The organism is Aeromonas sp. 84A (assembly GCF_051919345.1).
In the GTDB taxonomy this organism is placed as follows: domain Bacteria; phylum Pseudomonadota; class Gammaproteobacteria; order Enterobacterales; family Aeromonadaceae; genus Aeromonas; species Aeromonas veronii.
Window position 1 is genome coordinate 1,062,905 of record NZ_JBQBEW010000001.1, and the last position, 26,489, is coordinate 1,089,393.

Sequence of the window (26,489 nt, forward strand, 5' to 3'; positions counted from 1 at the left end):
TTTTAACAGGCTGGGCGTTATGGCCCAAGGGCTAAATTTGCCGCAGCCCGAAAGGTGACAACGCCCGGCAGATAGCCTGGGGTAATGACCATTGCAACAAGCAGGCTTTTTATGCCTGCAATTTGGCCGGATCTCCGCTAAACTCTGCCACCTTTTCTCGATGGGCATGGCTCTGCCGCGTTCATCACCCCCCATTTTTAGTACTTTTGGAGCCGCTCATGCCGTTAGTGGGACATCAACACCAGATCGAGATCCTGGAACTGACCGACAAAGGAGATGGCAAAGGACGCCTGTTCGATCGCCCCCTGTTTGTCGAAGGTCTGCTGCCCGGTGAGCAGGCGCTGGTGGAGCTGACCGAGGTCAAGCCGAACTATCTGCACGGCAAGGTTGCCGAGCTGCTCCAGCCCTCTGCCGATCGGGTTGCCGATTTCTGCCCCAACACCGAGTGCGGTGGCTGTCAGGTGCGTCCGCTGGCCTATCCGGCCCAGCTCAAGCTCAAGCAGGCCTTGGTGCAGAGTGCACTGGAACAGGTCGGGCTGGGGGAGACCAAGGTCAACCCGATCCTCGGTATGGAGAGCCCGTTCGCCTATCGCAACAAGGCGCAATATGCGGTGCGTGGCTGCGACGCCGGTGCCGAGATCGGTTTTTATCGCAAGCACTCCCACGATCTCATCACCGCCGATGACTGTGCGGTGCAGGATCCGCTGCACGTCGAGCTAAACGCCCGGGTGCGCAACTGGATGCGCGAGCACGACATCGCCGCCTATGACGAAGTAAACCACAGTGGCTGCGTGCGTAACCTGATGACCCGCAAGGGCTTCAAGAGCGGCGAACTGATGGTGGTGCTGGTGACCCTGGGCGAGGAGCTGCCGTTCGAAGCCGAGCTGCTGGCAGCCCTGAGCGATCTGCCGGTCACAACCTTGGTGCAGAACATCAACGATGAGCGCACCAACCGCATTCTGGGCGCGACCAACCGGGTGCTGCTCGGCGAAGGGGTGATCCGCGACAAGATCCACGAACTCGAGTTCGAGATCTCGCCCCTCTCCTTCTTCCAGAACAACCCGACCCAGACCGATGTGCTCTACTCCAGCGCCCTCGAGTATGCCGAGCTGACCGGTAACGAGACGGTGTTCGATATCTATTGCGGTATCGGCACCATCTCCCTGTTTCTGGCTGGCAAGGCCGCCAAGGTCGTCGGGATCGAGTCGGTGGAGAGCGCCATCAGCGATGCCCGCCGCAACGCCGCCCTCAACGGCATCGAGCACACCGAATTCCACGTTGGCAAGGCCGAGCAGCTGATGCCCGAGCTGCACGCCCAGGGCGTGACCGCTGACGTGGTGGTAATGGATCCGCCCCGCAAAGGCTGTGACAAGGCGGTGCTGCAGACCCTGGTCGCCATGGCGCCTCGTCGTCTGGTCTATGTCTCCTGCAACCCGCAGACCCTGGCCCGCGATCTTGCCTGGCTGGTCAAGCAGGGCTTCGTGCTGGACGAGGTGCAACCGGTCGATATGTTCCCGCACTCCATGCATGTGGAAGCGGTTGCCCGCCTGAGCTTGCCAGCGAAAGCGTAATCGGACATTGGCGCGGAGCGATTGACATGTTCCTCCTCCACGCCATGCACGTCGAAGCGGTTGCTCGCCTGAGCCAGCCCGCCAAGGCGTGAGTCATCGCCTGACACTCGCCCATAAAAAACGACGCCAGCTGGCGTCGTTTTTTTATATGGGCAGAGATCCACTGTGACAAATCGTGAGTCATCCAGTGGTTAATTAGTTGCACACTTTGTAGTACACCTCATTCCACAGCAGCGTCTGCTTGAGCTCGGGGATGCGAGTGTGCTCGTCAATCACCACGAACTCGATACCCATGATGTCGGCGAAGGTGCGCAGCTGCGCTATGTCCACCGATTGGGTGAATACAGAGTGGTGGGCGGCCCCGGCCAGGATCCAGGCCTCGGCACTGGTCTGCAGGTCCGGCATGGGCTGCCACAGGGCGCTCGCCACCGGCAGTTTGGGCATGGCTTCTGGCAAGTCCACCACTTCCAGCTGATTGACCACCAGCCGGAAGCGGTTGCCCAGATCGATCAGGCTGGCGTTGACCGCCTTGCCGGCGGGGGCGGCAAACAGCAGGCGTGCCGGGTCGGCCTTCTTGCCTATGCCCAGATGCTGGGCATCCAGCACGGGTTTACCGGCGGCGATGGAGGGGCACACCTCCAGCATGTGGGCCCCCAGCACCAGGTTGTTGCCTGCCTCCAGGTGGTAGGTGTAGTCCTCCATGAAGGAGGTGCCGCCCACAAGACCGGCCCCCATCACCTTGAGGGTGCGCAGCAGGGCCGCGGTCTTCCAGTCCCCTTCCGCGCCGAAACCGAAGCCTTGCTGCATCAGGCGCTGGCAGGCGAGCCCCGGCAGCTGGTGCAGGCCGTGAAGGTCTTCAAAGGTGGTGGTGAAGGCACCAAAGCCACCCTCGGTGAGGAACTTTTTCATCCCCAGCTCCTGGCGCGCCGCCTCATAGAGGGAGGCGCGAAGCGGCCCGCCCGCCCGCACTGCCTCGGTCAGGGTGTAGCTCTCTTCGTATTCGGCCAGCAGCGCCTCGATATCGCTTGCAGGCACGGCGTCGATCACCTTCACCAGATCGCCGACCGGGTGGTAGTTCACCTGATAGCCGAACTGGATCTGGGCCTCAATCTTGTCGCCCTCGGTGACCGCCACGTTGCGCATGTTGTCGCCAAAGCGGGCGATCTTCAGGTGGCGGCTGTCGTGAATGGCGGCGGCGACCCGCATCCAGTTGCCCAGCTTGCGGTGGGCCTCTTCATCCTGCCAGTGACCGACCACCACGGTGCGCGGCAGCCGCAGCCGTGCTCCCATGAAACCGAACTCACGGCCGCCGTGGGCTGTCTGGTTCAGGTTCATGAAGTCCATGTCGATCTCGCTCCACGGCAGATCCCGGTTGAACTGGGTGTGGAACTGCAGCAGGGGTTTTTGCAACTGACTGAGGGCCGGGATCCACATCTTGGCGGGGGAGAAGGTGTGCATCCACACCATGAGCCCGGCGCAGCGCTCATCGTGGTTGGCATCGCGGGCCACCGCGCTTATCTCGTCGAGGGTGGTGCCGGTGGGTTTGAGCACGATCTTGACCGGCAGGCCGGCGTGCTCGTTGAGCTGGCTGGTGATGGTGTGGGCGTGATCGGCCACCTGCTTCAGGGTGGCGGCGCCATACAGGTGCTGGCTGCCGACTAGGAACCACACTTCCAGCTGTTTCATCAATTCCATCTTGGTGTCCTCTTTTTACGCTTTTGTCTGGCCGTAATAGGCGTGTTTGCCATGTTTGCGCTGGTAGTGCTTCTCCAGCAGGTAATCGGGCAAGGGGCGGGCTGCGGGGTTGATCTGGCCGGTGAGCAAGGCCATGCGTGCCACCTCTTCCAGTACTACGGCGTTGTGCACCGCGTCCTCGGCGCTCTTGCCCCAGCTGAAGGGGCCGTGGTTGGCCACCAGCACCCCCGGCATGGTGAGGATGGGGGTCTGCTTGAGGGTCTCGACGATGAGATGACCGGTCAGCCCCTCGTAATCCTCCTCCACTTCGCCCGGAGTGAGCAGGCGGGAGCAGGGGATTTCGCCGTGAAAGTAGTCGGCCTGGGTGGTGCCGAAAATGGGGATGGGGCGCCCCGCCTGGGCCCAGGCGGTGGCGTGGGTGGAGTGGGTGTGCACCACGCCGCCAAGCTCGGGATAGGCGCGATAGAGCACCAGGTGGGTGGCGGTGTCGGAGGAGGGGCGCAAGGTGCCTTCCACCTGCTTGCCGGCCAGATCCAGCACCACCATGTCTTCTAGCAGCATCCGCTCGTAACTGACGCCGCTTGGCTTTATCACCACCAAATTGCGCTCTCTGTCGATGCCGCTCACGTTGCCCCAGGTGAAGGTCACCAGCTCGTGGCGCGGCAGATCCAGGTTGGCGATGAGCACCTGCTCCTTGAGCATCTTGAGGTTCATGCCGGTACCCCCCAGTTGTAGAGCGGCTCGGCGGCGGCGCCCCAGGCGAGGTAGCGCTGGTAGAGGCGCTCATATTCGGCAACCCGCTCAGGGTCAGGCTGGTGGGTGCGTTCCACGGCGCTCGCCATGTGGTGCTGGGCCTTGGCCACATCGGCGTGGATCCCGGCCGCCACGGCGGCAAAGATGGCCGCCCCCAGGGCGCAGCATTGATCCGAGGCCACCACCTGGATGGGCCTGTTCATCACGTCGGCGCAGGTCTGCATCACGGTGGCCGACTTGCGGGCGATGCCGCCGAGGGCGATCACCTGCTCCACCGGCACCTGCTGACTGGTCATGCACTCCATGATGCTGCGGGCCCCGAAGGCGGTGGAGGCCACCAGGGCACCGAACAGATCGGGCGCATCGGTGCCGAGGTTGAGCCCGGTGACGGTGCCCTGCAGGCGCTGGTTGGCGTATGGGGTGCGGCGACCGTTGAACCAGTCGAGCACCACCGGCAGGTGGGCCAGATCGCGCTGCTGCTCCCAGGCGGCGGCGAGGCTTGGCAGCAGATCTCGCCTGTGGGCCTCGATGGCGGTGCGCAGCTCCGGATACTGGGCGGCGAGGCTCTCCAGCGGCCAGCTGAGCTGGCGCTGATACCAGGCATAGATGTCGCCGAATGCCGATTGTCCCGCCTCCAGCCCCACCATGCCCGGCACCACGCTGCCGTCCACCTGGCCACAAATCCCGGCAATGGTCCGATCGCCGATGGTGGCCTCGTCGGCGATCAGGATGTCGCAGGTGGAGGTACCGATCACCTTGACCAGCGCATTTTTGCCGGCCCCGGCCCCCACCGCCCCCATGTGGCAGTCAAAGGCGCCGCCGGCGATCACCACCTCGCAGGAGAGATGCAGCCGCTCCGCCCACTCGGGGGTCAGGGTGCCGACCGGCAGATCGGCGGTCCAGCTGTCGGTAAAGAGCGGGGTGTCGAGATCCTCGGTCAACAGCGGATCCAGCGCGTTGAGAAACTCGGCGGGGGGCAGGCCGCCCCAGCTCGGGTGCCAGAGGGACTTGTGGCCGGCGGAGCAGCGTCCGCGCCGGATGTCGGCCGGGGCCTGGGTGCCGCTCAGGATGGCGGGGACCCAGTCGCACAGTTCGACCCAGTTGCAGGCGGCGGCGCGCACCGCTGCGTCACTGCGGGAGACGTGCAGGATCTTGGCCCAGAACCACTCGGAGGAGTAGACCCCGCCGATGTAGCGGCTGTAGTCGGGGAACTGGCCGCCGTGGCACAGGGCGGTGATGGCCTCGGCCTCCTCGATGGCGGTGTGATCCTTCCACAGCACGAACATGGCGTTGGGGTTGTCGGCAAACTCCGGGCGCAGGGCCAGCACACGCCCTTCCTTGTCGATGGGGGCTGGCGTGGAGCCGGTGCTATCCACCCCGATGCCTCGCACGGCGGTGCGCTGACTCGGCGTGAGCTGGCTCACCACCGCCACCACCGCCTGCTCCATGGACTCTAGATAGTCGAGGGGGTGGTGGCGGAACTGGTTGTTGACCGGTTGGCAGTAGTGGCCTGCCTGCCAGCGCGGGTAATAGACGACATGGGTCGCCAGCTCGGCGCCGTCGTGGCAGCGCACGGCGAGTGCCCTGACCGAATCGCTGCCGAAATCGAGTCCGATGGTGATCTGCTCGGACCTGGGGTGCTCAGACATAAGTGCTCCTGACCATCAATGAGGGGTGACTGGGGAGGAACCATAGGAGATGGACCGGACGGGCGGTTAGCCATTGGCTGCTGGAAATATGGATTTAAACGCTATGCCGGCAAGAGGGTGACGGCCATCGAAGATCGGATATGTGATTATTTTGCTGAAAACATAGACAAAACGGCTGCAATTTCATGGCGTGATCCTGCTCTCCATTTTTCCATGTGAAAACGATTACAACTTGGTTCGCTCAACCAGCAACAACAATAACGTCCTGTTTAAGCATGTTTTTATATGGCTGCGATTTGATTGACTCAATGAGCAGCACTGCGTGGATACATGGATTGATAGAACACCTGGAGACACTCGCATGAACAAAATCGTTAAAGGCATGATCGCGATGGGGTTCGCCCTTGGTATGGCAAATTCTGCTTTCTCGGCCGAAGCGCTGAAGCTGGGCTACCTGGTCAAGCAGCCCGAGGAGCCCTGGTTCCAGACCGAGTGGAACTTCGCCGACAAGGCGGGCAAGGATCTGGGCTTCGAGGTGATCAAGATAGCCGTCCCCGACGGGGAGAAGACCCTCAATGCCATCGACAGTCTGGCGGCGAATGGCGCCAAGGGCTTCGTCATCTGTACCCCGGATCCCAAACTCGGTGCCGCCATCATGGCCAAAGCCAACAGCATGGATCTGAAGGTCATCACGGTGGACGACCAGTTCGTCAACGCCAAGGGCCAGCCCATGGAGCAGGTGCCGCTGGTGATGATGGCCGCCACCAAGATTGGCGAGCGTCAGGGCCAGGAGCTCTACAAGGAGATGCAAAAGCGCCAGTGGGACGTAAAGGCGACCGGGGTGCTCGCCATCACCGCCGACGAGCTCGACACTGCCCGTCGCCGGGTCGAAGGTTCCCTGAGCGCGCTCAAGGCCGCCGGTTTCCCCGAAGGCCAGATCTACCGCTCACCCACCAAGGCCAACGACATTCCGGGGGCGCTGGATGCCGCCAACTCCATGCTGGTGCAGCACCCCGAGGTGAAGAACTGGCTCATCGTCGGCATGAATGACAACACAGTTCTGGGCGGCGTGCGCGCCACCGAAGGGCAGGGCTTCAAGGCCGAGAATGTCATCGGCATAGGCATCAACGGGGTGGATGCGGTGAACGAGCTCTCCAAGTCCAGCGCCACCGGCTTCTTGGGCTCCCTGTTGCCCAGCCCGGACGTGCACGGTTACAAGAGCATCCAGATGCTCCATGACTGGGTAGTCAACGGCGCCGAACCGGCCAAGTTCACCGAGGTGACCGACGTGGTGCTCATCACCCGCGACAACTTCAAGGTCGAGCTGCAGAAGAAAGGTCTGTGATTGACGCCATTTAAACCCTGACACCGAGACCGGCATGGCGAAGCACGCCATGCCGGTCGGCTGGAGTGAAACATGAATCAGTCAGTTCCTTATCTAGAGTTTTGTGGCATCAGCAAGGAGTTTCCCGGCGTCAAGGCGCTGAAGAACGTCTCCTTCTCCTGCCAGCATGGCACGGTGCACGCGCTGATGGGGGAAAACGGCGCAGGCAAGTCCACCCTGCTCAAGATCCTGAGCGGTTTCCAGTCGCCCACCACCGGGGTGGTGAAGCTGGCCGGCCAGGAGCGGGTCTTTCAGAGCACGGTCGATGCACTGGAGAGCGGGATCGCCATCATCTATCAGGAGTTGCACCTGGTGCCCGAGATGACGGTGGCCGAGAACATCTACCTCGGTCAACTGCCGACCCGGCGCGGGGTCATCGATCGGGAGAAGCTCTATCAGGATGCGGCTAAGCAGCTGGCGCGCCTCGGCATGGATGTCTCCCCCGAGACGCCGCTCAAGTACCTGTCGCTGGGGCAGTGGCAGATGGTGGAGATCGCCAAGGCCTTGACCCGGGATGCCAGCGTCATCGCCTTCGACGAGCCGACCAGCAGCCTGTCGTCCCGCGAGATCGAGCAGCTGTTTCGGGTCATCCGACAACTGCGTGACGAGGGCAAGGTCATTCTCTACGTCTCCCACCGGATGGACGAGATCTTCGCCCTGTGCGATGCCATCACGGTATTCAAGGATGGCCAGTTCGTGCGCACCTTCGCCTCCATGGCCGAGGTGGACCGGGATCTGCTGGTCAAGACCATGGTGGGGCGTGAGCTGACCGACATCTATGGCTACAGCCCAAGGCCGCTCGGCGAGGCGGGCCTCAAGGTAGATAACCTGATGGGACCAGGGCTCAAGGCACCGGTATCGTTCGAGGTCAAACGTGGGGAGATCCTCGGCATCTTCGGGCTGGTGGGAGCCGGGCGCAGCGAGCTGATGAAGCTCATCTTCGGCGCCAACAAGATGCACTGCGGCGAGATAGCGGTGTTCGGCAAGCCGGTGGTCATCGGCAGCCCCATCGACGCCATTCGCAGCGGCATCATGCTCTGTACCGAAGATCGCAAGGCGCTCGGCATCATCCCCATTCACTCAGTGCAGGAGAACATCAACATCAGTGCCCGCCGTCACCACGCGTGGGGGGGCTTCTGGATCAACCAGCAGTGGGAGGACGAGAACGCGAGGCTGCGGATCCGCGACATGCGGGTCAAGACCCCGTCTCCCCAGCAGGCCATCATGAACCTCTCTGGTGGCAACCAGCAGAAGGCCATTCTGGGGCGCTGGCTCTCCGAGGACATGAAGGTCATCTTGCTCGACGAGCCGACCCGCGGCATCGACGTCGGGGCAAAGAACGAGATTTACAACGTGATTTACGATCTGGCCAAGGTGGGCATCGCCGTGGTGGTGGTATCGAGCGAGCTGCCGGAAGTGCTAGGCATCGCGGACCGGATCATGGTCATGCGGGAGGGGGAGATCGCCGGCGAGCTTTCCCACGATGAGGCCAACGAGGTCAAGGCGCTCAATCTGGCCATGCCGGTCCGTTGATCTGCTGACCGCAACGAGATAGCACCCGGAATTTTCAGGAGAAATACCATGACAACTACTACCTCAGTCGGCCAGGCCGCCAGCGCCGCGACTGCCAGCGGCTCCCGCCTGCAACTGGCCCGCGTCTGGGATCAATACGGCATGCTGGTGATCTTCGCCATCCTGTTCCTGCTGGCCTGCGTGCTGGTACCCAACTTCGCCAGCCTGATCAACATGCGCGGGCTCGGGCTCGCCGTCTCTATGTCGGGCATGGTGGCCTGCGGCATGCTGTTCTGCCTCGCCTCCGGCGAGTTCGACATGTCGGTGGGCTCAGTGGTTGCCTGCTCCGGCGTCGCCTGCGCGGTGGGCATCAACGCCACCGAGAGCATCACGGTGGGCATCCTGGCCGGCATGTCGGTGGGGGTGCTGTTTGGCCTCATCAACGGCATCGTGGTGGCCAAATTCAAGATCAACGCCCTCATCACCACCCTCGCCACCATGCAGATGGCGCGCGGGGTGGGCTACATCATCTCCGACGGCAAGGCGGTCGGCATCGTCGAGGAGCGTTTCTTCGAGCTCGGCAACTCCGCCCTGCTCGGCATCCCGACCCCGGTCTGGTTGACCGCCGTCTGCTTCGTGCTGTTTGGCCTGCTGCTCAACAAGACCACCTTCGGCCGCAACACCCTGGCCATGGGGGGTAATGAGGAGGCGGCGCGTCTGGCCGGGGTCAACGTGGTGCGCACCAAGATCATCATCTTCACCATGACCGGGCTGATTGCCTCCATCGCCGGCATCATACTCGCCTCGCGCATGACCTCGGGTCAGCCGATGACCTCCATTGGCTTCGAGCTGGTGGTGATCTCCGCCTGCGTGCTGGGAGGGGTTTCCATGAAGGGGGGGATCGGCAAGATCTCCTACATCATCGCCGGGGTGCTGATCCTGGGGCTGATGGAGAACGCCATGAACCTGCTCAACATCTCCCCGTTTGCTCAGTACGTGGTGCGTGGCCTTATCCTGCTCGCCGCCGTGCTGTTCGACCGCTACAAACAGGTCCGCAAGGCGCGCGTCTGAGCGGTTGCGCCCTCAGGCATCAGGTCGGCCTTCGCTGGTCTGGTGCCTCCTTCACGCAAGCTGTGAGCCAGTTCAATAAATTCACATCAGGCCGCTTGCGAAAATAGGTTGTTCCAACGCCGGATCTCTACAATGGCCCAAGCCGATTTTTTTACCCAAGCGCTGTTTTCCGCCATGTCTTCGATGCAAAAAGAGAAGCCGAAACAACTCAATCCCCTGTTGCCGGGTTACGCCTTCGACGTCTTCCTGGTCTCGGGCATGACCCCCATAGAGCAAGGGAGCGCCCTCGACTTCATCATCGACCGGCCCCAGGGTATGAAAGGTTTCATCGTCAACCTGACCATCAGGGGCAAGGGGCAGATCTTTCAGGGGGATCATGCCTTCACCGTGGAGCCCGGCGACCTGCTGCTGTTCCCGCCCGCGGCCGTGCACTATTACGGCCGGGCGCCGGATGCCCGAGAGTGGTATCACCGCTGGGTCTATTTCCGGCCGCGGGCCTACTGGGCCGACTGGCTCAAGTGGCCTCAGGTGACGGAGCGGGTGGGGCGATTGCAACTGGCTGACAGCCAGCTGCTCGCCGAATTTGACGCCCTCTTCCTCGACATCGAAGAGACCCACCAGCAGCTCAGACCCATGTCGGAGCAGCTCGCTATGAACCTGCTGGAGCGGCTGCTCATCCGCTGTTACGAGGCCTCCTCCCTCAGTGCCTACCCCACCATAGATCACAGAGTTCACCAGGCGTGCCAGATCTTGAGCGAGTCCCTCTGCGCCGAGATCTCGGTGGAGGCGCTGGCCGAGCAGGTCTTCTTGTCCCCCTCGCGGTTGGCCCACCTGTTCCGCGAGCAGGTGGGGGTGAGCATAGTGCGCTGGCGGGAAGATCAGCGGATCATGCGGGCCAAACTTCTGCTTCAAACTACCCCCTTGTCGGTGGCGACCATAGGACAGCAGGTAGGCTATGACGATCAGCTCTATTTCTCGCGAGTGTTCAAAAAACGGGTGGGGGCCAGTCCTTCAGAATATCGGAAATGTGCTACTCCGTTATGACATCAGGTTTCAGCTAGATTGCGAAGATTCAAAACTAGACTCAACACTTTCTTTCGCGGGGGGCTGCAATGTGAAACGACGCCAGCTGGCGTCGTTTTTTTATCTCTGCAATCGGCGGATGGGCGATTAGCTGGCGCTCTGGCGCACCTCGGCGGCGATCTGGTCGAGCAGCTGTTGCCAGCCCTGACCCAGTTCGTTCACCAGTGCGTTGTAGCCATCGGCCGGCAGTACTCGCTCCTGACGGAAGGGAGCATCGCGCAGCACGGTGCCATCTTCCGCCAGCAGGCGCCAGCGACCGCTCAGCACGGCGCTGCCGTCATGACGGCCCTGAAAGCGCTCCACCAGAATGGTCAGCACCGGCCCCTTGCGGGCGCCATCCTGCCGCACCACCCAGCCCGGCAGGCGGGTGGAGAGGCCATTGAGGGTGAGCTGGTTGAGCTGATCGTCCAGCGCACCGGCCCAGCGATGGTACTCGGTGAAGTGGAGCTCTTGTCCTTCCAGCTGATAGACCAGACTGATCCGGTCGAGCTGGCTGGCCAGCGCCACCGGGCGCAGCACCAGCTGGTGCTGCGGTTGGGCCGGGGCCGTCACGGGTTGCTGGCTGTCTGCATCGAGCGAGTAGTAGTGCAGGCTTGGCTGGCTGCTGCAACCCGCCAGCAGGCCCAGCAGGGCCAGCGTCAGGATCTGTTTTTTCATTGTTTGCCTCGCTTGGGCTCAGGGTCCGATGGATGCGCGCGATCGAAGATCAGCGAGCTGGGCTGCTCGTTGAGGGAGTGCACCAGCGGCTGCAGTTCGCGCATCAACTGATTGAGGGTCTGCACCGACTGACGCAGATCCTGATTGGTCTGCGATTGGGCGTCATAGGCCTGCAAGGTCTCCTGCAACTGCTTGAGGCTCTCGTTGAGCGAGGCGGGCAGCTGCTGGGTGGAATCCTTGGCAGTGAGCTTGTTCAGGTTGGCGCTGACTGCACTGATGTTCTTCAGGGTGCCATCCAGGGTGGTCAGTGACCCGTTGACCTTGGTCAGGGTGGTCGCCATGTCCATGTCGACAAACTTGTCGAGGATGAGGTTCACCTTGCGCTCGATCTGATCCAGCCCGCCCTGCACGGTGGGGAAGACCTGATAACCGGCCAGCTTGGCCTGTTCGAAACGTGGCGCGTCCGGATAGAAGTTGAGGTCGATGATCTTGCCGCCGGTCAGCAGGCTCGAGGTCTTGAGGCTGGCACGCAACCCCTCCTTGAACTGCTTGCCGAACAGGGCACGCCACTGATCCTTCTCCGCCTTGGCATAGCGGTGGGAGAGGCGCTGTACCTCGATGCGAGCCAGCACCGGGATCTGGCGGCTCTTGAAGATCTGCACGCCCTTGTCCTCGATGAGGTAGGGGGCGGAGATGACGGTACCGACCCGAATGCCGCGATACTGCACCGCCGCGCCCGGGTGCAGGCCACCCACGTTGTCATCGAACAGGAAGACGTAGTCGATGAACTGATCCAGACTACCGGCCAGCACGCTCGCCTCATCCTGGAACAGGGTGAACCCTTCCATCTGTTTGACCGGTTCGCCAGGCGCCCAGCCGGGTGGCAGACCCATGGTAATGCCGCCATCGATCAGGCTCTCCAGCGAATCCATCTTCACCTTCATCCCCTCGCTGCTCATGGAGACCTCGAAGCCCGGGGTCATCCAGAAGCGGGAGTTGCTGCTCACCAGAATGTCATAGGGGGCGTGGATGAAGATTTGATACTGCATCTCGCTCTTCTCGGGCAGGAACTTCGCCTCTTCCACCTGACCTATGGTGAAGCCCTGATAGTTGATGGGGGAGCCTTCCCCGAGCGCGCGAGTGTCGCGACTGCTGAGGGTGAGACGCAGCCCCTTGGCATCGAGGGAGGCGAGCGGCGGTTTGTCGAGCATGGCGTATTCGTCCCGCGCCCGACCTTTCTTGCCGGGGGCTAGCTCGATATAGGCGCCGGAGAGCAGGGTGCTCAGACCCGATACCCCTTCACGGCCCACTCTGGGTTTGACCACCCAGAACTGGCTGTCACCGCGCAGCATGCCGGAGGCGGTATTGGTCAGCCGTCCTTTCAGCACGGCATGGCTGTAGTCATCGCTCAGCTCGACGGCCTCGATACGGCCGACGTCCACTTCGCGGGAGCGGATCACCGTCTTGCCAGCGACTATGCCCTCGGCAGTGGCGACTGTCAGGGTGAAGCTGGGGCCCTGGGAGTACCAGTGCTGGAACAGCATCCAGAGACCGATGAACAGCGCCAGCAGGGGCACCATCCAGATTGCGGCGGCAGAGCTCAGAAAGTCAGAGCCCGGTTTCCACCTTTTTTTACGCTCACTCACGTTCGCGTTCTCCTTGTTGTAAATCCCAGATCAGGCGGGAGTCGAAACTCATGGCGGCGACCATGGTGATCAGCACCACACCTGCAAATGCGACGGCCGCAGGGCCGGGGTAGATGGTCATCAGATTGTCGAGCCGGATCAGGCCCGCCAGAATGGCCACCACGAAGACGTCGATCATCGACCAGCGTCCGACAAATTCGGTCATGCGATAGAGTTTGAGCTTGCCAAGGGGGGAGGTGACATTGCCGCGCTGCACCATATAGCAAAGCCAGAATAGCGCCAGTATTTTCACCAGCGGCACCACCACGCTGGCGAAAAAGATCACCGCAGCTATGGGGTATGAGCCCATGGCCCAGAGCAGCACCACTCCGCCGAGGATGGTGGAGGGGCTGTCATCACCGAGAAACACCGTATCCATGATGGGATAGACGTTGGCCGGAATGTAGAGAATGGCGGAGGTAAACAGCAGCGCCCAGGTACGGTTCAGGCCGCCCGGCTTGCGGGCATGCAGCTTGCCGCCGCAGCGGGAGCAGCTGTGGCTATCCACCTCGCTCAGAGCGCCACAGATGTGGCAGCCCACCAGACCTGATTCCAGCGCGCCCGCTTCCGGGTCGATCTCCCGCGACTCGGTCGGGCCGAACAGCCGCTGCCACAGCCACATCTGATCCAGCGAGGAGATCATCTTGATGAGCAGCACGGTGTAACCGACGAAAGCCCAGAATGACAGCCCCATCTTGATGTCGGCCATCCCCATCAGCTTGACCAGCGAGATGAGCACCCCCACCAGAAAGACATCCACCATCAGCCAGGGTTTGATCCGGCAGAGCAGACGGCCGAGGGAGCGCAGGGCATTGCTGTGCAGATCTTTATCGATCCGCCACAGCACCAGCATGATGGAGCCCATATAAACCAGCGGCAGGCCGATCAGGGTCAGGCTCAGTACCGCGCCGAGAAACAGATAGCCCTCATCCACCAGGGTGGTGATGCTCTGCAAAAAGGTCATCTCCTGGCCCACCCCTTTGGCCGAGAAGGACATAAAGGTAAAGGCATTGGCGAGCACGAACATGATAAGTGCCGCGAACCCGTAGGAGATCGGCCGCAACTCCTGCTGTGGCAGGTGGCGACTCAGGGTGTGTCCGCAACGGGGGCAGCAGCTGGCCTGTCCCACCTCGAGCGGTGTGGCCGGTATCAGCAGGTCACACTCTTCGCAGGCAGTGGCATCATGGACATAGGTGGTGTGGTGTTGGTGTGAAACCGGATGCAAGATAAAACCCCAGATAAGGCCCGTGGTAGAGCCAGAGCTGGCGATTATCGCAGTTGTGCTGGTCAGCGACCAGCCCCCGGAGGCCGCTATTGCTGGCGGGAGTGAGAATGACTTTGACAAGCCAGTGCCCATTTAGCACAATCAAACGCCACTTTTTTTCCGCGGGACAATAATTTATGACAACTGAATCCCCCAGCTACTCCACGATTGAGCAAGCCTTCTCCCTCGGGAACGGGCAAGATTCTGCCCTCAACTGGTTGCGCAAGAACCGCAGTCAGGTCGCTATTTTTCTGGTGAGCGGCATCAAGCTGGAAGGCACCATCAGCGGGTTCGACCAGTACAGCGTGCTGCTGACCGATGCTCATGGTAACCAGCAGCTGGTCTACAAGGCCAAGATCTCCACCATTGCCATGCACACCGGCCGTCCGCAGGTGAATATCCAGCGTGCTCGCAAGCCACGTGTCTCCATGGCGCCGCGCCCCCACGGTGCGCCGGGTCGTTATGACGACAATCAGGGCGGCGGCAACAACGAGTAATCGTCTGCCCCGCACTCCTCGTTGACGCGCCCTGCGTCAGCGGCTGACGGAACCTGCTCTCATTTTCATTCATGTCCCGTATGAGAGCCGGTTCCGGTTATCGCCCCTTACAGGGCGATATTTTTTTCCGCACTACGCCGTTATGCCGACTGGTTGACCCTCTTTGACCATGCAGGTCTGCATACCCGCCGCTTCTCCGGCCTGTACCCCGATACCGGTATCTTCAAACACCAGACAGCCTGATGGCTCGACCCCCAGCTTGCTGGCGACCAGCAGGAAGGTGTCCGGATTGGGCTTGTGCAGCTCCACATCGTCTGCGGTGACCACCACGGAGAAGTAGCGATCCAGCCCGGTGTTGCGCAGCACCGCTTCGGCATTGATGCGGGGCGAGCCGGTGCCGATCCCCATCGGGATGACGCCATGATAGCGCTCGACCAGCGCCTGCATGGCCGGAAAGACGGTAGCCTTGTGCAGGTTGGCCACATAGTGGGCGGTCTTGCAGCGGGTGACTTCGAGCGGATCGAGGGGGATCTGCTGCTCCTGTGCCACCAGCAGGGCTATCTTGCGGCTCGGCATGCCACCCAGCTCATAGAACCAGTCGGCGTCGAAGTGAAAGCCAAACTCGCGGGCGGTATGTTCCCAGGCGGCGAGGTGCAGCGGCATGGAGTCGACCAGGGTGCCATCAAGGTCAAAGACCAGGCCTTGGAATCCGGAAAGGGTCATGGTGCGGGGTCTGTCTCTGAAAAAAGGGAGCCCATTCTAGCCAGTGGCTCCCCGCCTCGCCATCACCTAGCTGGTGAGAAACGCTTGCCCCCACATTTGTGACTGAAAATAGACGGGGGTGAGCTGGGCCGGATCGAGTTGATATTTGGGGGCAAGCTGTTCCAGCAGGGCCCAGTTGCCCTGTTCATAGGTGCTGACCAGCTGAAACAGATGAAAGAGTGGCCCTTCGTGCTGTTCGATGGCGCGCTGCACGCTCTTGGGCAGGTGGGCCATCAACGGCTCAGACAGCAGAGATCCATCGAGCACCAGTCCCACCAGAAACGCCCAGCTTGCCTCCGCTTTACCGAGGGCGGTGAGGGCAATCAACTCGCAGAAGCGGCCGCGGGCGATTGCCATGCGGGTGCAGGCCTCCGGCATGTGCTGGCTTACCCGGGCCAGACCGTTGATCAGCACGAACTTGCGGATCTCCTGCTCCCCCAGATAGGAGAGGGCGCGGGGCACCGAGGTGATGGGGGCGGCATGATCGAAGCCGGGGGCGTTGACGTAGGTGAGCAGCAGGCCGGGCAGCCAGGCATCCTGCTCCAGCAGGCGGGCTACCTGGGCGAAGGAGAACTCTTCGTGGCAGATGAGCTGGAGGATCTGCTGTACCAGCGCCATATCGGGCTGGTTGGCCCGCTGATTGACCAGCTCGGGACGGGCGAGAAAGCCGCCGGCAAAGAAGTCGACCCCCGCCTCCCGCAGCGGGAGAAAATCCGCCCAGGTTTCGATGTTCAGCGCCATCCGCTTGTGTTCGGTGGGCTGGCAGATCCCCTCTTCCCCCATCCAGTACACCAGCAGGCGGCTGGCGCCGAGCCAGCGCGGATCCCGGTTGGCGCCATGTACCGCCAGTCTGCGCCGACTGTCGCGCCACTGCTCCAGCACCGGGAACGAGTTGGGCTGGCGTTCGCTGGAGGCTTCAACCAGCGGGATCGCGTCCTGATCCAGCAGCAGGGGACGCTGTTCATAGAGCTGTTCGTGGGTGAAGGGCACCAGATATTGACGCCCCTGCGCCAGCAGGCGGCTATGTTGCGCCAGTGAAGGCCATTCGGCCGGTGAACTGAGCTGATAGTCGATGCCGTAGGCCACCAGAGCCAGGCGACGATTGAAGATGGGGTAGCGACGCAACAGCATGGGATCACCGATAGGCCAGAGTGCGCGCCCTCCCTTGTGACTTGGCATGGTAGAGCGCTTGGTCAGCCTGTTCGGTCAGGGTCTGCCATGCTCCGTCCTGGGAGGGAACCAGATAGCTAAAGCCTATGCTAACCGTAATGAAATCAGCAACCCGCGAGGCGGGATGGGGCATTTTCAAGCGGGCAAGACCATCGTGGATCCGTCCGGCCAGCTGTTCGGCCTCACCGGGTTGGGGGGCGCAGAGCAGAATGACGAACTCTTCCCCGCCGTAACGGGCGACCAGATTGGTGCAGCGCCGCTCTGCATCCCGCAGCACATGGGCCACCTGTTGCAGGCAGAGATCCCCCTTGGCATGGCCGAAGTGGTCGTTGTAGGCCTTGAACTCGTCGACGTCGATCATCAATACCGCCAGCAGGTTCTGGGTGCGCCGTGCCCACTCCCACTCCCGCTGCATGGTGATGTCCCACTGGCGCCGGTTGGCGATGCCGGTGAGGGGATCTTCCAGCGACAGCAGGGAGAGGCGGTGATTTGCCTCCTCCAGCGCACGGTTGGTCTCGGCCAGCTGCATGGTGCGCTCGGCGACCCGGGCCTCCAGCTGGCGGTTGAGGGTTTCTAGCTGCTCCTGGGTGCGCTGGCGGATCAGCAGTTGCGACAGGATGGCGGCGTACTGTTTGAAGATCTCGCTCTGATAGGCTTTGAGCGGACGGTGCCAGAGCAGGTTGTCGGCGGCGATCCAGCCGATGGGAGTGGTGCCATCCCATAGCGATACCATGGCGTTCCAGCCACGGCCCACCTGCTGCTTCTCGTAGTAGAGGGGGGTATCTTCCATCACCAGCACGTAATCCTTGCGCCTGAGCGCCTCTTGCACCGTGGGGTGATCCGGAATGGGGCTGATGAAGTTGTGTTCATCCATCAGCTCGCCCTCCTCGCTGGTGCCCCAGGTGCCGCGCATGGTCTTGCCATCGGGTTCGATCAGGAAGATGGCAACCCGATCGAACTGCAGCTCCTTGCGGGCCAGCAGCACGGCATCCCGCAGCAGGTCGTTCTCGCTGCGACTGCGGGAGAGGGTAACGCTGACCATGTGCAGCGCCTGCAACATGGTGAGGAAGGAGCCTTGCAGTGCCTGACTCTGAACCAGATCGGTCTGGGTATGGAGCCGCTGGTCCCGCTCCTGATTGACCTGGCTGGAGAGCAGGTGATTGCTGAGCTCGGCAGTCAGATAGTGGATAGGGAGCTGGATGCCCTGACGCTGGTGGGAGGAGAGGCGATCGATGCGGCGGCGGGTCTCCAGATAGATGACCCCTTCCAGCTTCATGTGACGCTTGAGAGGGAAACAGGCGCGTAACTGCGGCTGGGCGGGCTCCACATTTTCGCCGGGATCCGGCGGTGGTGGGAGCTGCTCGATCACCAGTTGTCCCTTCTCCATCGCCTTGTCGATCAGGTGGTGGGGCAGGGTCAGTTGACCGAGATGGGCGAGATCAAGCGTGGTCAGCCCCTGATCGAGCTGAAAGCTGTAGAGCTGCGGTTCGGGGGCTTTTAGCCAGAGGTAGAGGCGTTCGGCATCGGTCTTTTCACGGATGGTGGCGAGGCTCACTTCGCATAACTGAGCGAAGTTGGTGAAGTGTTCCGGGTCCCATTCCTGCATACCAATATCCCTTGGGTTGTACCCAAGCGAGTATAGACATATTTCTCCTTGATTAATATGTCAGAAAGGAGAGGCGGCGCACATAACCGTTGCTTTCAGCCCTGCTTGTGGAGACATTCACTGCATTATCTGCCAATCGTGGCTAGAACTGTGTGCCATAACGGTATATATGGCAGCTTGTAGGGCGGGATGCCGGGCAAAAAAGAGCCCGCACGATGGCGGGCTCTCGGGCAGATCAGATGATTCTGCGCGGCTTATTCTGCCTTGGGGGCAGCCTCAGCGGGCGTTTCACTGCTATCGGTTGGCGCACTCTCGGCCGCCGGGGCTTCCGGTGCCGGGCCCGGCACCAGATCCACAGCCGGTTTGGCGATAAGGGAGCGGGTCTCTTCTACCGCTTCGGTCAGCTTGACCTCGATGATCTGGCCGAGCTCGTAGACCACCTCGGTCTTGTCCAGATAGACGCGGCCGTTGTCCCAGTTGCACTCCAGCCGATCCTTGTTGTCGAGAATATGGCGGGCAGGCAGGAAGACCACTGCGCCGTTCTCCTGCAGACGCAGCTTGAGACCGGCACGCATCACGTCGATGATCTCGGCGTTGAATACCTGATCGGTGCCTGCGGCGGCTTTCAGGTAGCGAACATAGAGCCAGTCGCCGATGTCACGCTCCACCATGCGGTGCAGGCGGCGGCAGGCGGTCAGATGCTCGGTGAGCTCCTGACTCGGGCGCTCACCCGGGGTCTTGCCGGCGATGACCGCTTTGAGCAGACGATGGTTGACCATGTCGCCGTATTTACGGATTGGGGAGGTCCAGGTGGCGTAGGCATCCAGACCCAGACCGTAGTGGGCGCCCGGTTCGGAGGACATCAGCGCATAGCTCTGGAAGCGGCGGATCTTGCCGTCCAGCCAGCGGGTGTCGAGGTTGTCGATCCAGCGGCGCAGGGCGCAGAAGCCGGAGAGGCTGGCGATCTCGTCGCGCTCGAACGGGGCTTCGGCACTCTTCAGCAGGTCGATGGCGCCGTCGAGGGACTCTTCGTCAAAGCCGGTGTGAACGTTGAAGATGCCATAACCGACGCTCTTGCCCAGCATGCGACCGGCGCAGATGTTGGCGGCGATCATCGACTCTTCCACCATGCGGTTGGCGATGCGGCGCGGTTCGACGTGGATAGCCAGCACTTCGCCATTCTCGCTCAGCTCGAAGTCGTAGTCGGGACGATCCGGGAATACCAGCGCATGCTCGGTTCGCCACGCGATGCGCGCCTCGGTCATTGCCTTCATCAGCGGCAGTTGGGCCAGTACGCCTGCGTCGATGGACAGCTCTTTGCCATGCTCGGCCCAGTCGGAGACGTCGTCATAGTTGAGGCGGGCGTGGGAGCAGATGCGGGCGGCGAAGAACTCGGTCTCCTCCAGCAGCAGACCATCTTCGGCGATCAGCAGACGAGCGCACAGGGTGTTGCGCTCCTCACCCTCTTTCAGGGAGCAGAGCTCGTCGGAGAGGGTGCGCGGGATCATCGGCACGTTGCGGCCCGGCATGTAGACGGTAAAGGCGCGCTGGGCGGCCTCTTTGTCCAGCTCGCTCCCTTCGGCCACATAGGCGGTCGGGTCAGCGATGGCGACCAGCAGCTCCCAGCCGTTATCCAGCTTGGTGATGGCCAGCGCATCGTCCATATCCTTGGTTTTGGCACCGTCGATGGTGAAGAAGGGCACCTTGGTCAGGTCACGACGGGGCAGCTCTTCCTCTTCGATCACCTTCCACTCCGGCAAGTCAGCCGGCTCGACCTGGGCCAGATTGTGGCGCGCAAGCACCACCCACCAGGGCACATTGTGATCTTCCTGGGCGGCGATCTTCTGGATGATCTCGGCAGAGAAGTTGCCGTCGACCAGCGCATGGCGCTTGAGGGTCGCCACCACCCAGTCACCTTCCTTGAACTCTTTCTCATCCAGACCCTTCTTGACGCGGGCCTTGATGGCATCCTTGATCAGCGGATGGTCGGCAACCACGTTGAGGCGGTCGCGGAACATCTTGACCCGGGCCACGAAGCGGGTGACGGACTGCTCCAGCAGGGTATCCGGCTCGGCCACTTCCTTCTCTTTTTCGGTGCGGATCAGGGCGGTCACCCGGTCACCGTGCATCACCTTCTTCATGTAGGGAGGCGGCACGAAATAGCTGGTCTTCTCATCGACTTCCAGAAAGCCGAAGCCCCGGTCCGAGGCGCGGATCACACCCTCTTTCTTCGGGATGTTTTCGCGGATTTGTTGCTTGAGCTGGGCCAGCAGCGGATTGTCTTGGAACATAAGTGAGGAACCTGAAGTGAAAACCTGGGTGGAGACCTGATGAAGGATCGCCCAGCACTATACGTTTTTAGCCCTGCAAAGCCAAGGTGAATGGCCTGCTCAGCGTGGTTTCAACTGCGATCTGGCATGGTCGATAAGGCGTTGGGAGAGCTGCTTGTGAACCCCTTTTTCCAGTACCCAGCGGTGCCAGTAGAGGCGTTCCATCAGGACGTGGTCGGGACTGAGGTTGAGTAGTGACCCGTCAGCCAGCTGGCCTCTTATCTGCAATTCGGGAATGAGGCAGTAGGCCAGCCCCTGTTCGGCCATGGCGACGAAGGCCTCTGACGAGTGGACCGTATGGCAAGGATAACCGCCGGGCTCCAGCCCGAAGTGTTCCCTCATAAAGCTCACATGCATGTCATCGCGCTGATCGAACGCCACCGCCGGTGCCTTGGCCAGCGCATCGCGGGTCAGGCCGCGAGGGAAGTGGCGGGCTACGAAGGCGGGGCTGGCGGTAAGCAGATAGTTCATCTCACCGAGCTCGTCGACGCAGCAACCCGCCAGCGGCTGGGGATGCAGGCTGACCGCACCAAAGGCCTGACCCTCGCGGACCTTGTCGAGGGTGCGGCTCTCGTCATCGACCAGCAGGTTGAGTTCGATGGGGTGCTGTTTCAACAAGGGGGCAATGGCGGGCAGGAACCAGGTGGCCAGGCTGTCGGCGTTCACGGCGATGCTGATCCGGATTGGCCCCTGCGGTTCATCGGGAGCCAGCTCCCCTGCCAGTTCGAGCTCGAGCTGATGTACCTGCCGATAGTGGGCCAGCAGCTTCTGACCGAGCGCGGTGGCCTGCAGTGGCTGGCTTCGAATGAGTAGTGGCTCGGCAAACTGTTGCTCCAGCTGCTTGATCCGCTGGGAGATGGCCGACTGGGTGATATGGAGCGACTTGGCCGCTCTATCGAAGTTCTGCTCCTGCAGTACCGCATCCAGCGCCCGCAGCAGTTTGTAGTCCAGCTCTTTCATCTTCTCCCCCTTCCGTTGCCCAAGGACTGACTCTACGTCACTCGGCAGGGGACAACAATGGGCGGCGGAAGGGGCGTTGCGCTGTGATTTTTGACAGTAGTGGTCAGGCCATTGAGGGAGGATACTCTCTGGTGCCGCATGGGGTAGCCCTGCGCAGATCGTAGCGACATCTTTATCCCGGGTCTGTTTTCCCGGGATTTTTTATGAGTGAACTGCCAACACCGGTGACGGTTGCTGCAGTGGATAATGGCTGGTTTGATAATGGCCCAGCAGAGGTTGGGAGACTGCCTGCGCGAAGCGCTCATCCAGATGGAAGCGGATGCCTACGCCCCTTACCGCCCCCAGATCGACCGCCTGCCGATGACCGAGCCGCTCGATGGGCAGGCCAAGTCGGCGGAAGATGCGCTCCACCGGCAGGCTGACGACGGCGACCAGCTCCCGGATCCCGTGGGCATGGGCGAAGGCATAGACCTCGCGGAAGATGACGCAAGTGAGTTCGCTGACGCCATTGCTCATGCGCGGTGCGCGCTGGGCATCGATAGCCAGACGGGTGAGTTCCCAGACATCGGGGGTGCGTGGCGCGCTTTCACCGGCAAGGGCGGTGGGGAAGATGGTGGGTAGCATATAGGCATCGGCACAGTTGAGCAGACGAATACAGCCACACAGCCCTTGTTCGTCCTCGATCAGAACCCAATGGGTGTCTGGCGTGTCGAAGTTGTCACGCTCCAGTCCCCGATGAGACTCGACATCCCAGCCTAGCCGGTCGGAAAAGACGCGATTTCGAAAGCGATAGAGTTCATTCTCCACCTCGTTTCGTGGATGTTCTCTCAATTTTCCTTTAAAAACCAACATTATGGACCCTCTATCTTGCTATTCGCCGTTATAATCACATGTCTGGCCAAGGGGGCTTTCATATGAACAGAGACCAACTGCTTGAGTACCTCGAACATTTCACTTCGGTGACGGACGGCAATCGTCTGGCCGAACTGATCGGTCGCTTTACGCTCGGGATGGGCTATGACTACTATCGCTTCGCCCTGATCCTGCCGATGTCGATGCAAAGGCCCAAGGTGGTGCTGTTCAACCAGTGTCCCGATTCCTGGGTGCAGGCCTATACCGAAAACAACATGCTGGCGTGCGATCCGGTGATCCGGCTGGCACGCAAGCAGACGCTGCCCATTTACTGGAACCGCCTCGATGAGCGGGCCAGTTTTCTGCAGGAGGGAACCATGGACGTGATGGGGTTGGCAGCCGAGTTCGGGTTGCGTAACGGCATCTCCTTCCCTCTGCACGGTGCTGCCGGGGAGAACGGTATTCTCTCCTTCATCACCTCCGAGCGGGCCTCGAGCGACCTGCTGCTGGAGTCCTCGCCGATCCTCTCCTGGATGTCCAATTACATCTTCGAGGCGGCCATTCGGGTGGTGCGTTTCAGCATGATGGACAGTGCGGGTAAAGACCCCTTGACCGAGCGCGAGACCGAGTGCCTGTTCTGGGCAAGTGAAGGGAAGACCTCTAGCGAGATCGCCTGCATCCTCGGGATCACGGAGCGCACGGTCAATTACCATCTCAATCAGGTCACCCGCAAAACCGGCTCAATGAACCGCTATCAGGCCATTGCCAAAGGGGTTAGTACGGGGCTGTTGCTACCCAATCTGGAGCAAGTTGTGGTTACCAACTTCCCCAGATTGCTGCAGTAGGCTGAGCCCACAGGCGCAACAGATTCTCCTGCCGCACTCTGAGGGTCACAATTGTCAGATCCGGTAATTGACAAGGGCTGGAACAGCGGCTGGGTATGCCGGTTTTTATTAGCAAAATGAATCAATAAGTAAATCAATGAATTTCTAAGAAGGAACTACCATCGCTATAGTGCCGCTCATTCATCATTTCGAACGGTGCTCTCCATGATGCTCGCAACGACATTGCAAGGCTTCACCATCGGTCTGGCCATGATCATCCCCATCGGCGCCCAGAATGCCTTTGTGCTGAGCCGGGGCATCCATCGCAATCACCATCTGCTGACGGCCACGCTCTGCAGTTTCTGCGATCTCACCCTGATAGCTATCGGCGTATTTGGCGGGGCCAATGTGCTGGCCGCCAGCCCCCTCGGCATGGCGCTACTCACCTGGGGTGGCGTGCTGTTTCTCGGCTGGTTTGGTGGCCGTTCCCTGCTCACTGCCTGGCGCGGTAAAGGGGAGGGACTTGCCGATTCTGCTCAGCAGATGGGTGCCAAAAGCGTGCTGGCGATGACGCTGGGAGTTACGCTGCTCAATCCCCACGTCTATCTCGATACCCTGATGCTGCTCGGCTCCCTTGGCAGTCAGGTGAGCGAGTCCCTGCGTCCGGCCTTTGCTGCGGGGGCCATGCTGGCCTCGCTGGTGTGGTTCTACTCGCTGGCGCTGGGGGCTGCGGCACTGGCGCCCTGGTTGGCCCGCGGCCGGGTGCAGCAGGGGATCGATCTGCTGGTTGGCATCATCATGCTGAGCCTGGCTGTTCAACTGGCCATAGGACGTTGAGGAAGTTAAGGCGGCAGGAATGAGCGACCGGTAACAAAAAGATGCCACTCACATGAGTGGCATCTTTGCTATTGAAAGGGGTCAGACCCTGAACTGGGAGAGCAGGCGCTGTTGCAGCAGGCTGGCTTGATGGAGCGAGGAGGCGAGCTGCAGGCACTCCTGCGCCTCCTGTTCGCCGGTTCTGGCTTGCAGACTGATACCGGAGACCTTGTCAGAGGAGTGGCTCAGGGTGTGTGACAGCTGTCCTGTAGCCACGGCCACCTGTTGCACCATGTCGGCCAGCTGGTCGATGGCGCCTTCCACCTTGAACAGGATTTGTTTGGTGTTCTCGGAGTCCTGCATGCCGGACTCCACCGTCTTGAGGTTGCGCTGCATCATCAGATAGGCGGTCTCGGTCTGCTGCTGGATGCTGCTGATCACCTGGCTAATTTCGGCGCTTGATGTTGCCGTGCGATTGGCCAGGGTACGCACCTCGTCCGCAACCACTGCAAAGCCACGTCCCATCTCCCCCGCGCGGGCCGCTTCGATGGCCGCATTGAGGGCAAGCAGGTTGGTCTGTTCCGAGATGCCGCTGATGGTGGAGATGATCTGGCCAATCTGACCCGCCTGCTCCTTGAGGGAGTTGATGGCGATGGCACACTCGCTCACCTCTTGTACCACCCGTTGCATGCCCGCGCTGGCGGAGGCGACATACTGGCTACTCTCGGTGGTCAGCTGGCGCACCTCATTGGCATTGTGGGCCGCCATGCTGCAGTTGTCCGAGATACCGGTGGCGACCTGCACCATCTGTTCACTGTCGTGGTGCAGGGCCAGCGCATGTTCGGCGGTCTGGCGGCTGCTCTGGCTGATTGCCTCCACCCGGTTGACCGAGGTGTGAACGTGTTCGCTGATGTGTTGGTTGTTGTCCATGGTGGAGCTGATCATCTTCTGCAATTTCTCGATGAAACGATCCACGCTGTTGGCCAGCGAGCCTATCTCGTCATCCCGTTGCAGGTTGATGCGGGCGTTGAGGTCTCCCTCGCCGGCGGCGATATCCTGCATTCGTTTGTCCACTTGCAGCAGCGGGGTCACCAGCTTGCGGGTCAGCCAGAAGCCGCAGAGGGTGACCATGATCAGGCTCAGCAACAGGCCACCCAGCAGCAGGGTTCGGGTCTGGCTGATGATGCCGTTGAGCTGGGCCACCTGATCCTCTACGGTGGCATCGCCGCTCTCCTCGATGGCAACCAGCTGTTGTCGCAGCTCATCGGCACTGACCTCATAGACGGACTGCTGGGCCTGATAGCCGCCGAGCGCATCGACCCACAGTCCCATCAGTTGCTGATGCCGGGCCAACAGGGCGCGATACTCTGCCGACAGTGTCTTGCCGGCAAATTCGCCGGTTCCCTCGATATCGAACAGCCCGGTGCCGAGCATGCTGTCGACCGCTTCGTGGTAGAAATCGGTCGCCTCTTTCAGCTCGGCCTTGATCGCCTCTGTGACTCCTTGTCTGCGCATCTTTTCCAGCGCATAGAGCTGGCGCAAAAAGCCTATGTTGGATTCCATCCCCCCGTCGGCCGCTTCCCAGCGAGTGGAGAGGCCGCTGTTCCAGCTGATGGTCTGGTCGGGGGATTGGGTCAGCGCCTCGACCGCGCCGTCGCCGATCACCTCCAGCTGGGTCGAGAGGCGGGCCATCAGATCGGCGTTGTGATGCAGGGCCTGATCCACCTCGGTATAGGCGTGATAGAGCGCCAGCAGCTTCTCTTGTTGCTGTTGATAGTCCTGCTTGTGCTGTTCCATGGTGGCAAGGGCCGCACCATCAATGAGCAGCCCCTGGCTGACCCGGGCCAGCGCGTCATCGGTCGCCGCCTTGGCAGCATCGAGTTCGGCGCGATTGAGCGGGGTTCCGTTTTGCATCTTCTGAATCTGTAGCTGTTGGTTGCCCAGCTCTATGGAGCCCTCCATGGCACCATCGGCGGTCTGCCAGGCGGCGCCCAGTACGTAGGAGAGCAGATTGGCTAGCCGCTGGCTGCCATACCAGCCAACGACCCCCATGCCCAGCGTACAGCCGAGCAATATGGCAAGACCCAGATTGGAGGTGGTAACAATTTTCATGTGATGGCCTTCCTTGGTATCGACATTGGCACCAGTTTCGGTTCCGAACGGGTTTAGTGTAGTGGTTTATCCCCCGCTCGGGGACCGGTGCGGCGCTGAAACATCCCGTGCACTGGTTGCACCCGATCAAGCATGGTGGAAAATTGGATAAAAAGCCTCTCTGACTACGCGGGTGTTGCAGCCCTATGCTGGATACTTATCCAGTTATTCTTTATGCTATGAGCCAATTTACGAAT

At 61.4% G+C, this 26,489-nt stretch carries 21 protein-coding genes; 8 read left to right on the forward strand and 13 right to left on the reverse strand.

The features are described 5' to 3' along the window. Window positions 1-218 precede the first annotated feature (218 nt). The gene (gene rlmD / locus ACTG20_RS05045; protein ID WP_194494962.1) at window positions 219-1,571 is read left to right on the forward strand and encodes a 23S rRNA (uracil(1939)-C(5))-methyltransferase RlmD; all 1,353 of its coding nucleotides are present in this window, start codon (window positions 219-221) and stop codon (window positions 1,569-1,571) included. A 195-nt stretch (window positions 1,572-1,766) separates the two neighbouring features. Here the strand turns inward: rlmD and araA are convergent, their stop codons facing one another. The 3 genes from araA to ACTG20_RS05060 are packed head-to-tail and all read right to left on the reverse strand — an operon-like array spanning window position 1,767 to window position 5,668. Beyond that, entirely contained in the window at window positions 1,767-3,266 is a 1,500-nt protein-coding gene (gene araA / locus ACTG20_RS05050) for an L-arabinose isomerase (protein WP_194494960.1), read from the reverse strand. A gap of 15 nt (window positions 3,267-3,281) precedes the next feature. Beyond that, window positions 3,282-3,980, reverse strand: coding sequence for an L-ribulose-5-phosphate 4-epimerase (locus ACTG20_RS05055; RefSeq protein ID WP_194494959.1), 699 nt, complete (start codon window positions 3,978-3,980; stop codon window positions 3,282-3,284). Next, window positions 3,977-5,668 carry a ribulokinase gene (locus ACTG20_RS05060; RefSeq protein ID WP_194494957.1) on the reverse strand — a complete coding sequence of 564 codons (1,692 nt, stop codon included), beginning with the start codon at window positions 5,666-5,668 and terminating at the stop codon, window positions 3,977-3,979. The genes ACTG20_RS05055 and ACTG20_RS05060 overlap by 4 nt, the downstream gene beginning before the upstream one ends. A gap of 361 nt (window positions 5,669-6,029) precedes the next feature. On the opposite strand from ACTG20_RS05060, the gene ACTG20_RS05065 reads away from it, so the two are divergent. From ACTG20_RS05065 to araC, 4 genes are all read left to right on the forward strand, one after another. Next, window positions 6,030-7,013, forward strand: coding sequence for an arabinose ABC transporter substrate-binding protein (locus tag ACTG20_RS05065; RefSeq protein ID WP_042081554.1), 984 nt, complete (start codon window positions 6,030-6,032; stop codon window positions 7,011-7,013). Between the two features lie 72 nt (window positions 7,014-7,085). Further along, window positions 7,086-8,585, forward strand: a complete 1,500-nt coding sequence (gene araG, locus ACTG20_RS05070) for an L-arabinose ABC transporter ATP-binding protein AraG (protein WP_194494955.1) — start codon at window positions 7,086-7,088, stop codon at window positions 8,583-8,585. Window positions 8,586-8,633: 48 nt separating this feature from the next. Beyond that, entirely contained in the window at window positions 8,634-9,635 is a 1,002-nt protein-coding gene (gene araH / locus ACTG20_RS05075) for an L-arabinose ABC transporter permease AraH (protein ID WP_043165211.1), read from the forward strand. 132 nt (window positions 9,636-9,767) lie between these two features. After that, entirely contained in the window at window positions 9,768-10,679 is a 912-nt protein-coding gene (araC, locus tag ACTG20_RS05080) for an arabinose operon transcriptional regulator AraC (protein ID WP_194494954.1), read from the forward strand. Between the two features lie 126 nt (window positions 10,680-10,805). Here araC and ACTG20_RS05085 read toward each other — a convergent pair whose 3' ends face one another. From ACTG20_RS05085 to ACTG20_RS05095, 3 genes are read right to left on the reverse strand one after another with little or no spacing between them, the layout of a single operon-like run. Further along, window positions 10,806-11,375: a PqiC family protein gene (locus tag ACTG20_RS05085; RefSeq protein ID WP_194494952.1), complete on the reverse strand. Its 570-nt coding sequence runs from the start codon at window positions 11,373-11,375 to the stop codon at window positions 10,806-10,808. Beyond that, window positions 11,372-13,021: an intermembrane transport protein PqiB gene (gene pqiB, locus ACTG20_RS05090; RefSeq protein WP_194494950.1), complete on the reverse strand. Its 1,650-nt coding sequence runs from the start codon at window positions 13,019-13,021 to the stop codon at window positions 11,372-11,374. Before pqiB ends, ACTG20_RS05085 begins: the two co-directional genes overlap by 4 nt. Continuing rightward, window positions 13,014-14,285 carry a paraquat-inducible protein A gene (locus ACTG20_RS05095; protein WP_194494948.1) on the reverse strand — a complete coding sequence of 424 codons (1,272 nt, stop codon included), beginning with the start codon at window positions 14,283-14,285 and terminating at the stop codon, window positions 13,014-13,016. Before ACTG20_RS05095 ends, pqiB begins: the two co-directional genes overlap by 8 nt. A 176-nt stretch (window positions 14,286-14,461) precedes the next feature. Here ACTG20_RS05095 and hfq point away from each other — a divergent pair, with 176 nt between their 5' ends. Then, entirely contained in the window at window positions 14,462-14,821 is a 360-nt protein-coding gene (hfq, locus tag ACTG20_RS05100; RefSeq protein ID WP_005335772.1) for an RNA chaperone Hfq, read from the forward strand. Window positions 14,822-14,953: 132 nt separating this feature from the next. Here hfq and ACTG20_RS05105 read toward each other — a convergent pair whose 3' ends face one another. The 6 genes from ACTG20_RS05105 to ACTG20_RS05130 all read right to left on the reverse strand — a co-directional run bounded on the left by ACTG20_RS05105 (window position 14,954) and on the right by ACTG20_RS05130 (window position 22,501). Beyond that, window positions 14,954-15,544 (reverse strand): HAD family hydrolase, encoded by a 591-nt coding sequence (locus ACTG20_RS05105; RefSeq protein WP_005354791.1) that lies wholly within the window; start codon window positions 15,542-15,544, stop codon window positions 14,954-14,956. 66 nt (window positions 15,545-15,610) lie between these two features. Then, window positions 15,611-16,714, reverse strand: coding sequence for an EAL and HDOD domain-containing protein (locus tag ACTG20_RS05110; RefSeq protein ID WP_194495109.1), 1,104 nt, complete (start codon window positions 16,712-16,714; stop codon window positions 15,611-15,613). Between the two features lie 4 nt (window positions 16,715-16,718). Further along, a complete protein-coding gene (locus ACTG20_RS05115) occupies window positions 16,719-18,359 on the reverse strand; it encodes a sensor domain-containing diguanylate cyclase (protein ID WP_194494947.1) in 1,641 nt (546 codons plus the stop codon). A gap of 254 nt (window positions 18,360-18,613) precedes the next feature. Next, the gene (locus ACTG20_RS05120) at window positions 18,614-20,650 is read right to left on the reverse strand and encodes an exoribonuclease II (protein WP_194494945.1); all 2,037 of its coding nucleotides are present in this window, start codon (window positions 20,648-20,650) and stop codon (window positions 18,614-18,616) included. A 99-nt stretch (window positions 20,651-20,749) separates the two neighbouring features. Beyond that, on the reverse strand, window positions 20,750-21,649 hold the full coding sequence (locus ACTG20_RS05125) for a LysR family transcriptional regulator ArgP (RefSeq protein ID WP_194494943.1): 900 nt from the start codon (window positions 21,647-21,649) through the stop codon (window positions 20,750-20,752). A gap of 201 nt (window positions 21,650-21,850) precedes the next feature. After that, entirely contained in the window at window positions 21,851-22,501 is a 651-nt protein-coding gene (locus ACTG20_RS05130) for an acyl-homoserine-lactone synthase (protein ID WP_194494942.1), read from the reverse strand. A gap of 62 nt (window positions 22,502-22,563) precedes the next feature. On the opposite strand from ACTG20_RS05130, the gene ACTG20_RS05135 reads away from it, so the two are divergent. Continuing rightward, window positions 22,564-23,346, forward strand: coding sequence for a LuxR family transcriptional regulator (locus ACTG20_RS05135; protein WP_005335753.1), 783 nt, complete (start codon window positions 22,564-22,566; stop codon window positions 23,344-23,346). 207 nt (window positions 23,347-23,553) lie between these two features. Continuing rightward, window positions 23,554-24,162, forward strand: coding sequence for an L-lysine exporter (lysE, locus tag ACTG20_RS05140; protein WP_194495108.1), 609 nt, complete (start codon window positions 23,554-23,556; stop codon window positions 24,160-24,162). 81 nt (window positions 24,163-24,243) lie between these two features. Here the strand turns inward: lysE and ACTG20_RS05145 are convergent, their stop codons facing one another. Then, window positions 24,244-26,253: a methyl-accepting chemotaxis protein gene (locus tag ACTG20_RS05145; protein ID WP_157161951.1), complete on the reverse strand. Its 2,010-nt coding sequence runs from the start codon at window positions 26,251-26,253 to the stop codon at window positions 24,244-24,246. Window positions 26,254-26,489 lie beyond the last annotated feature (236 nt).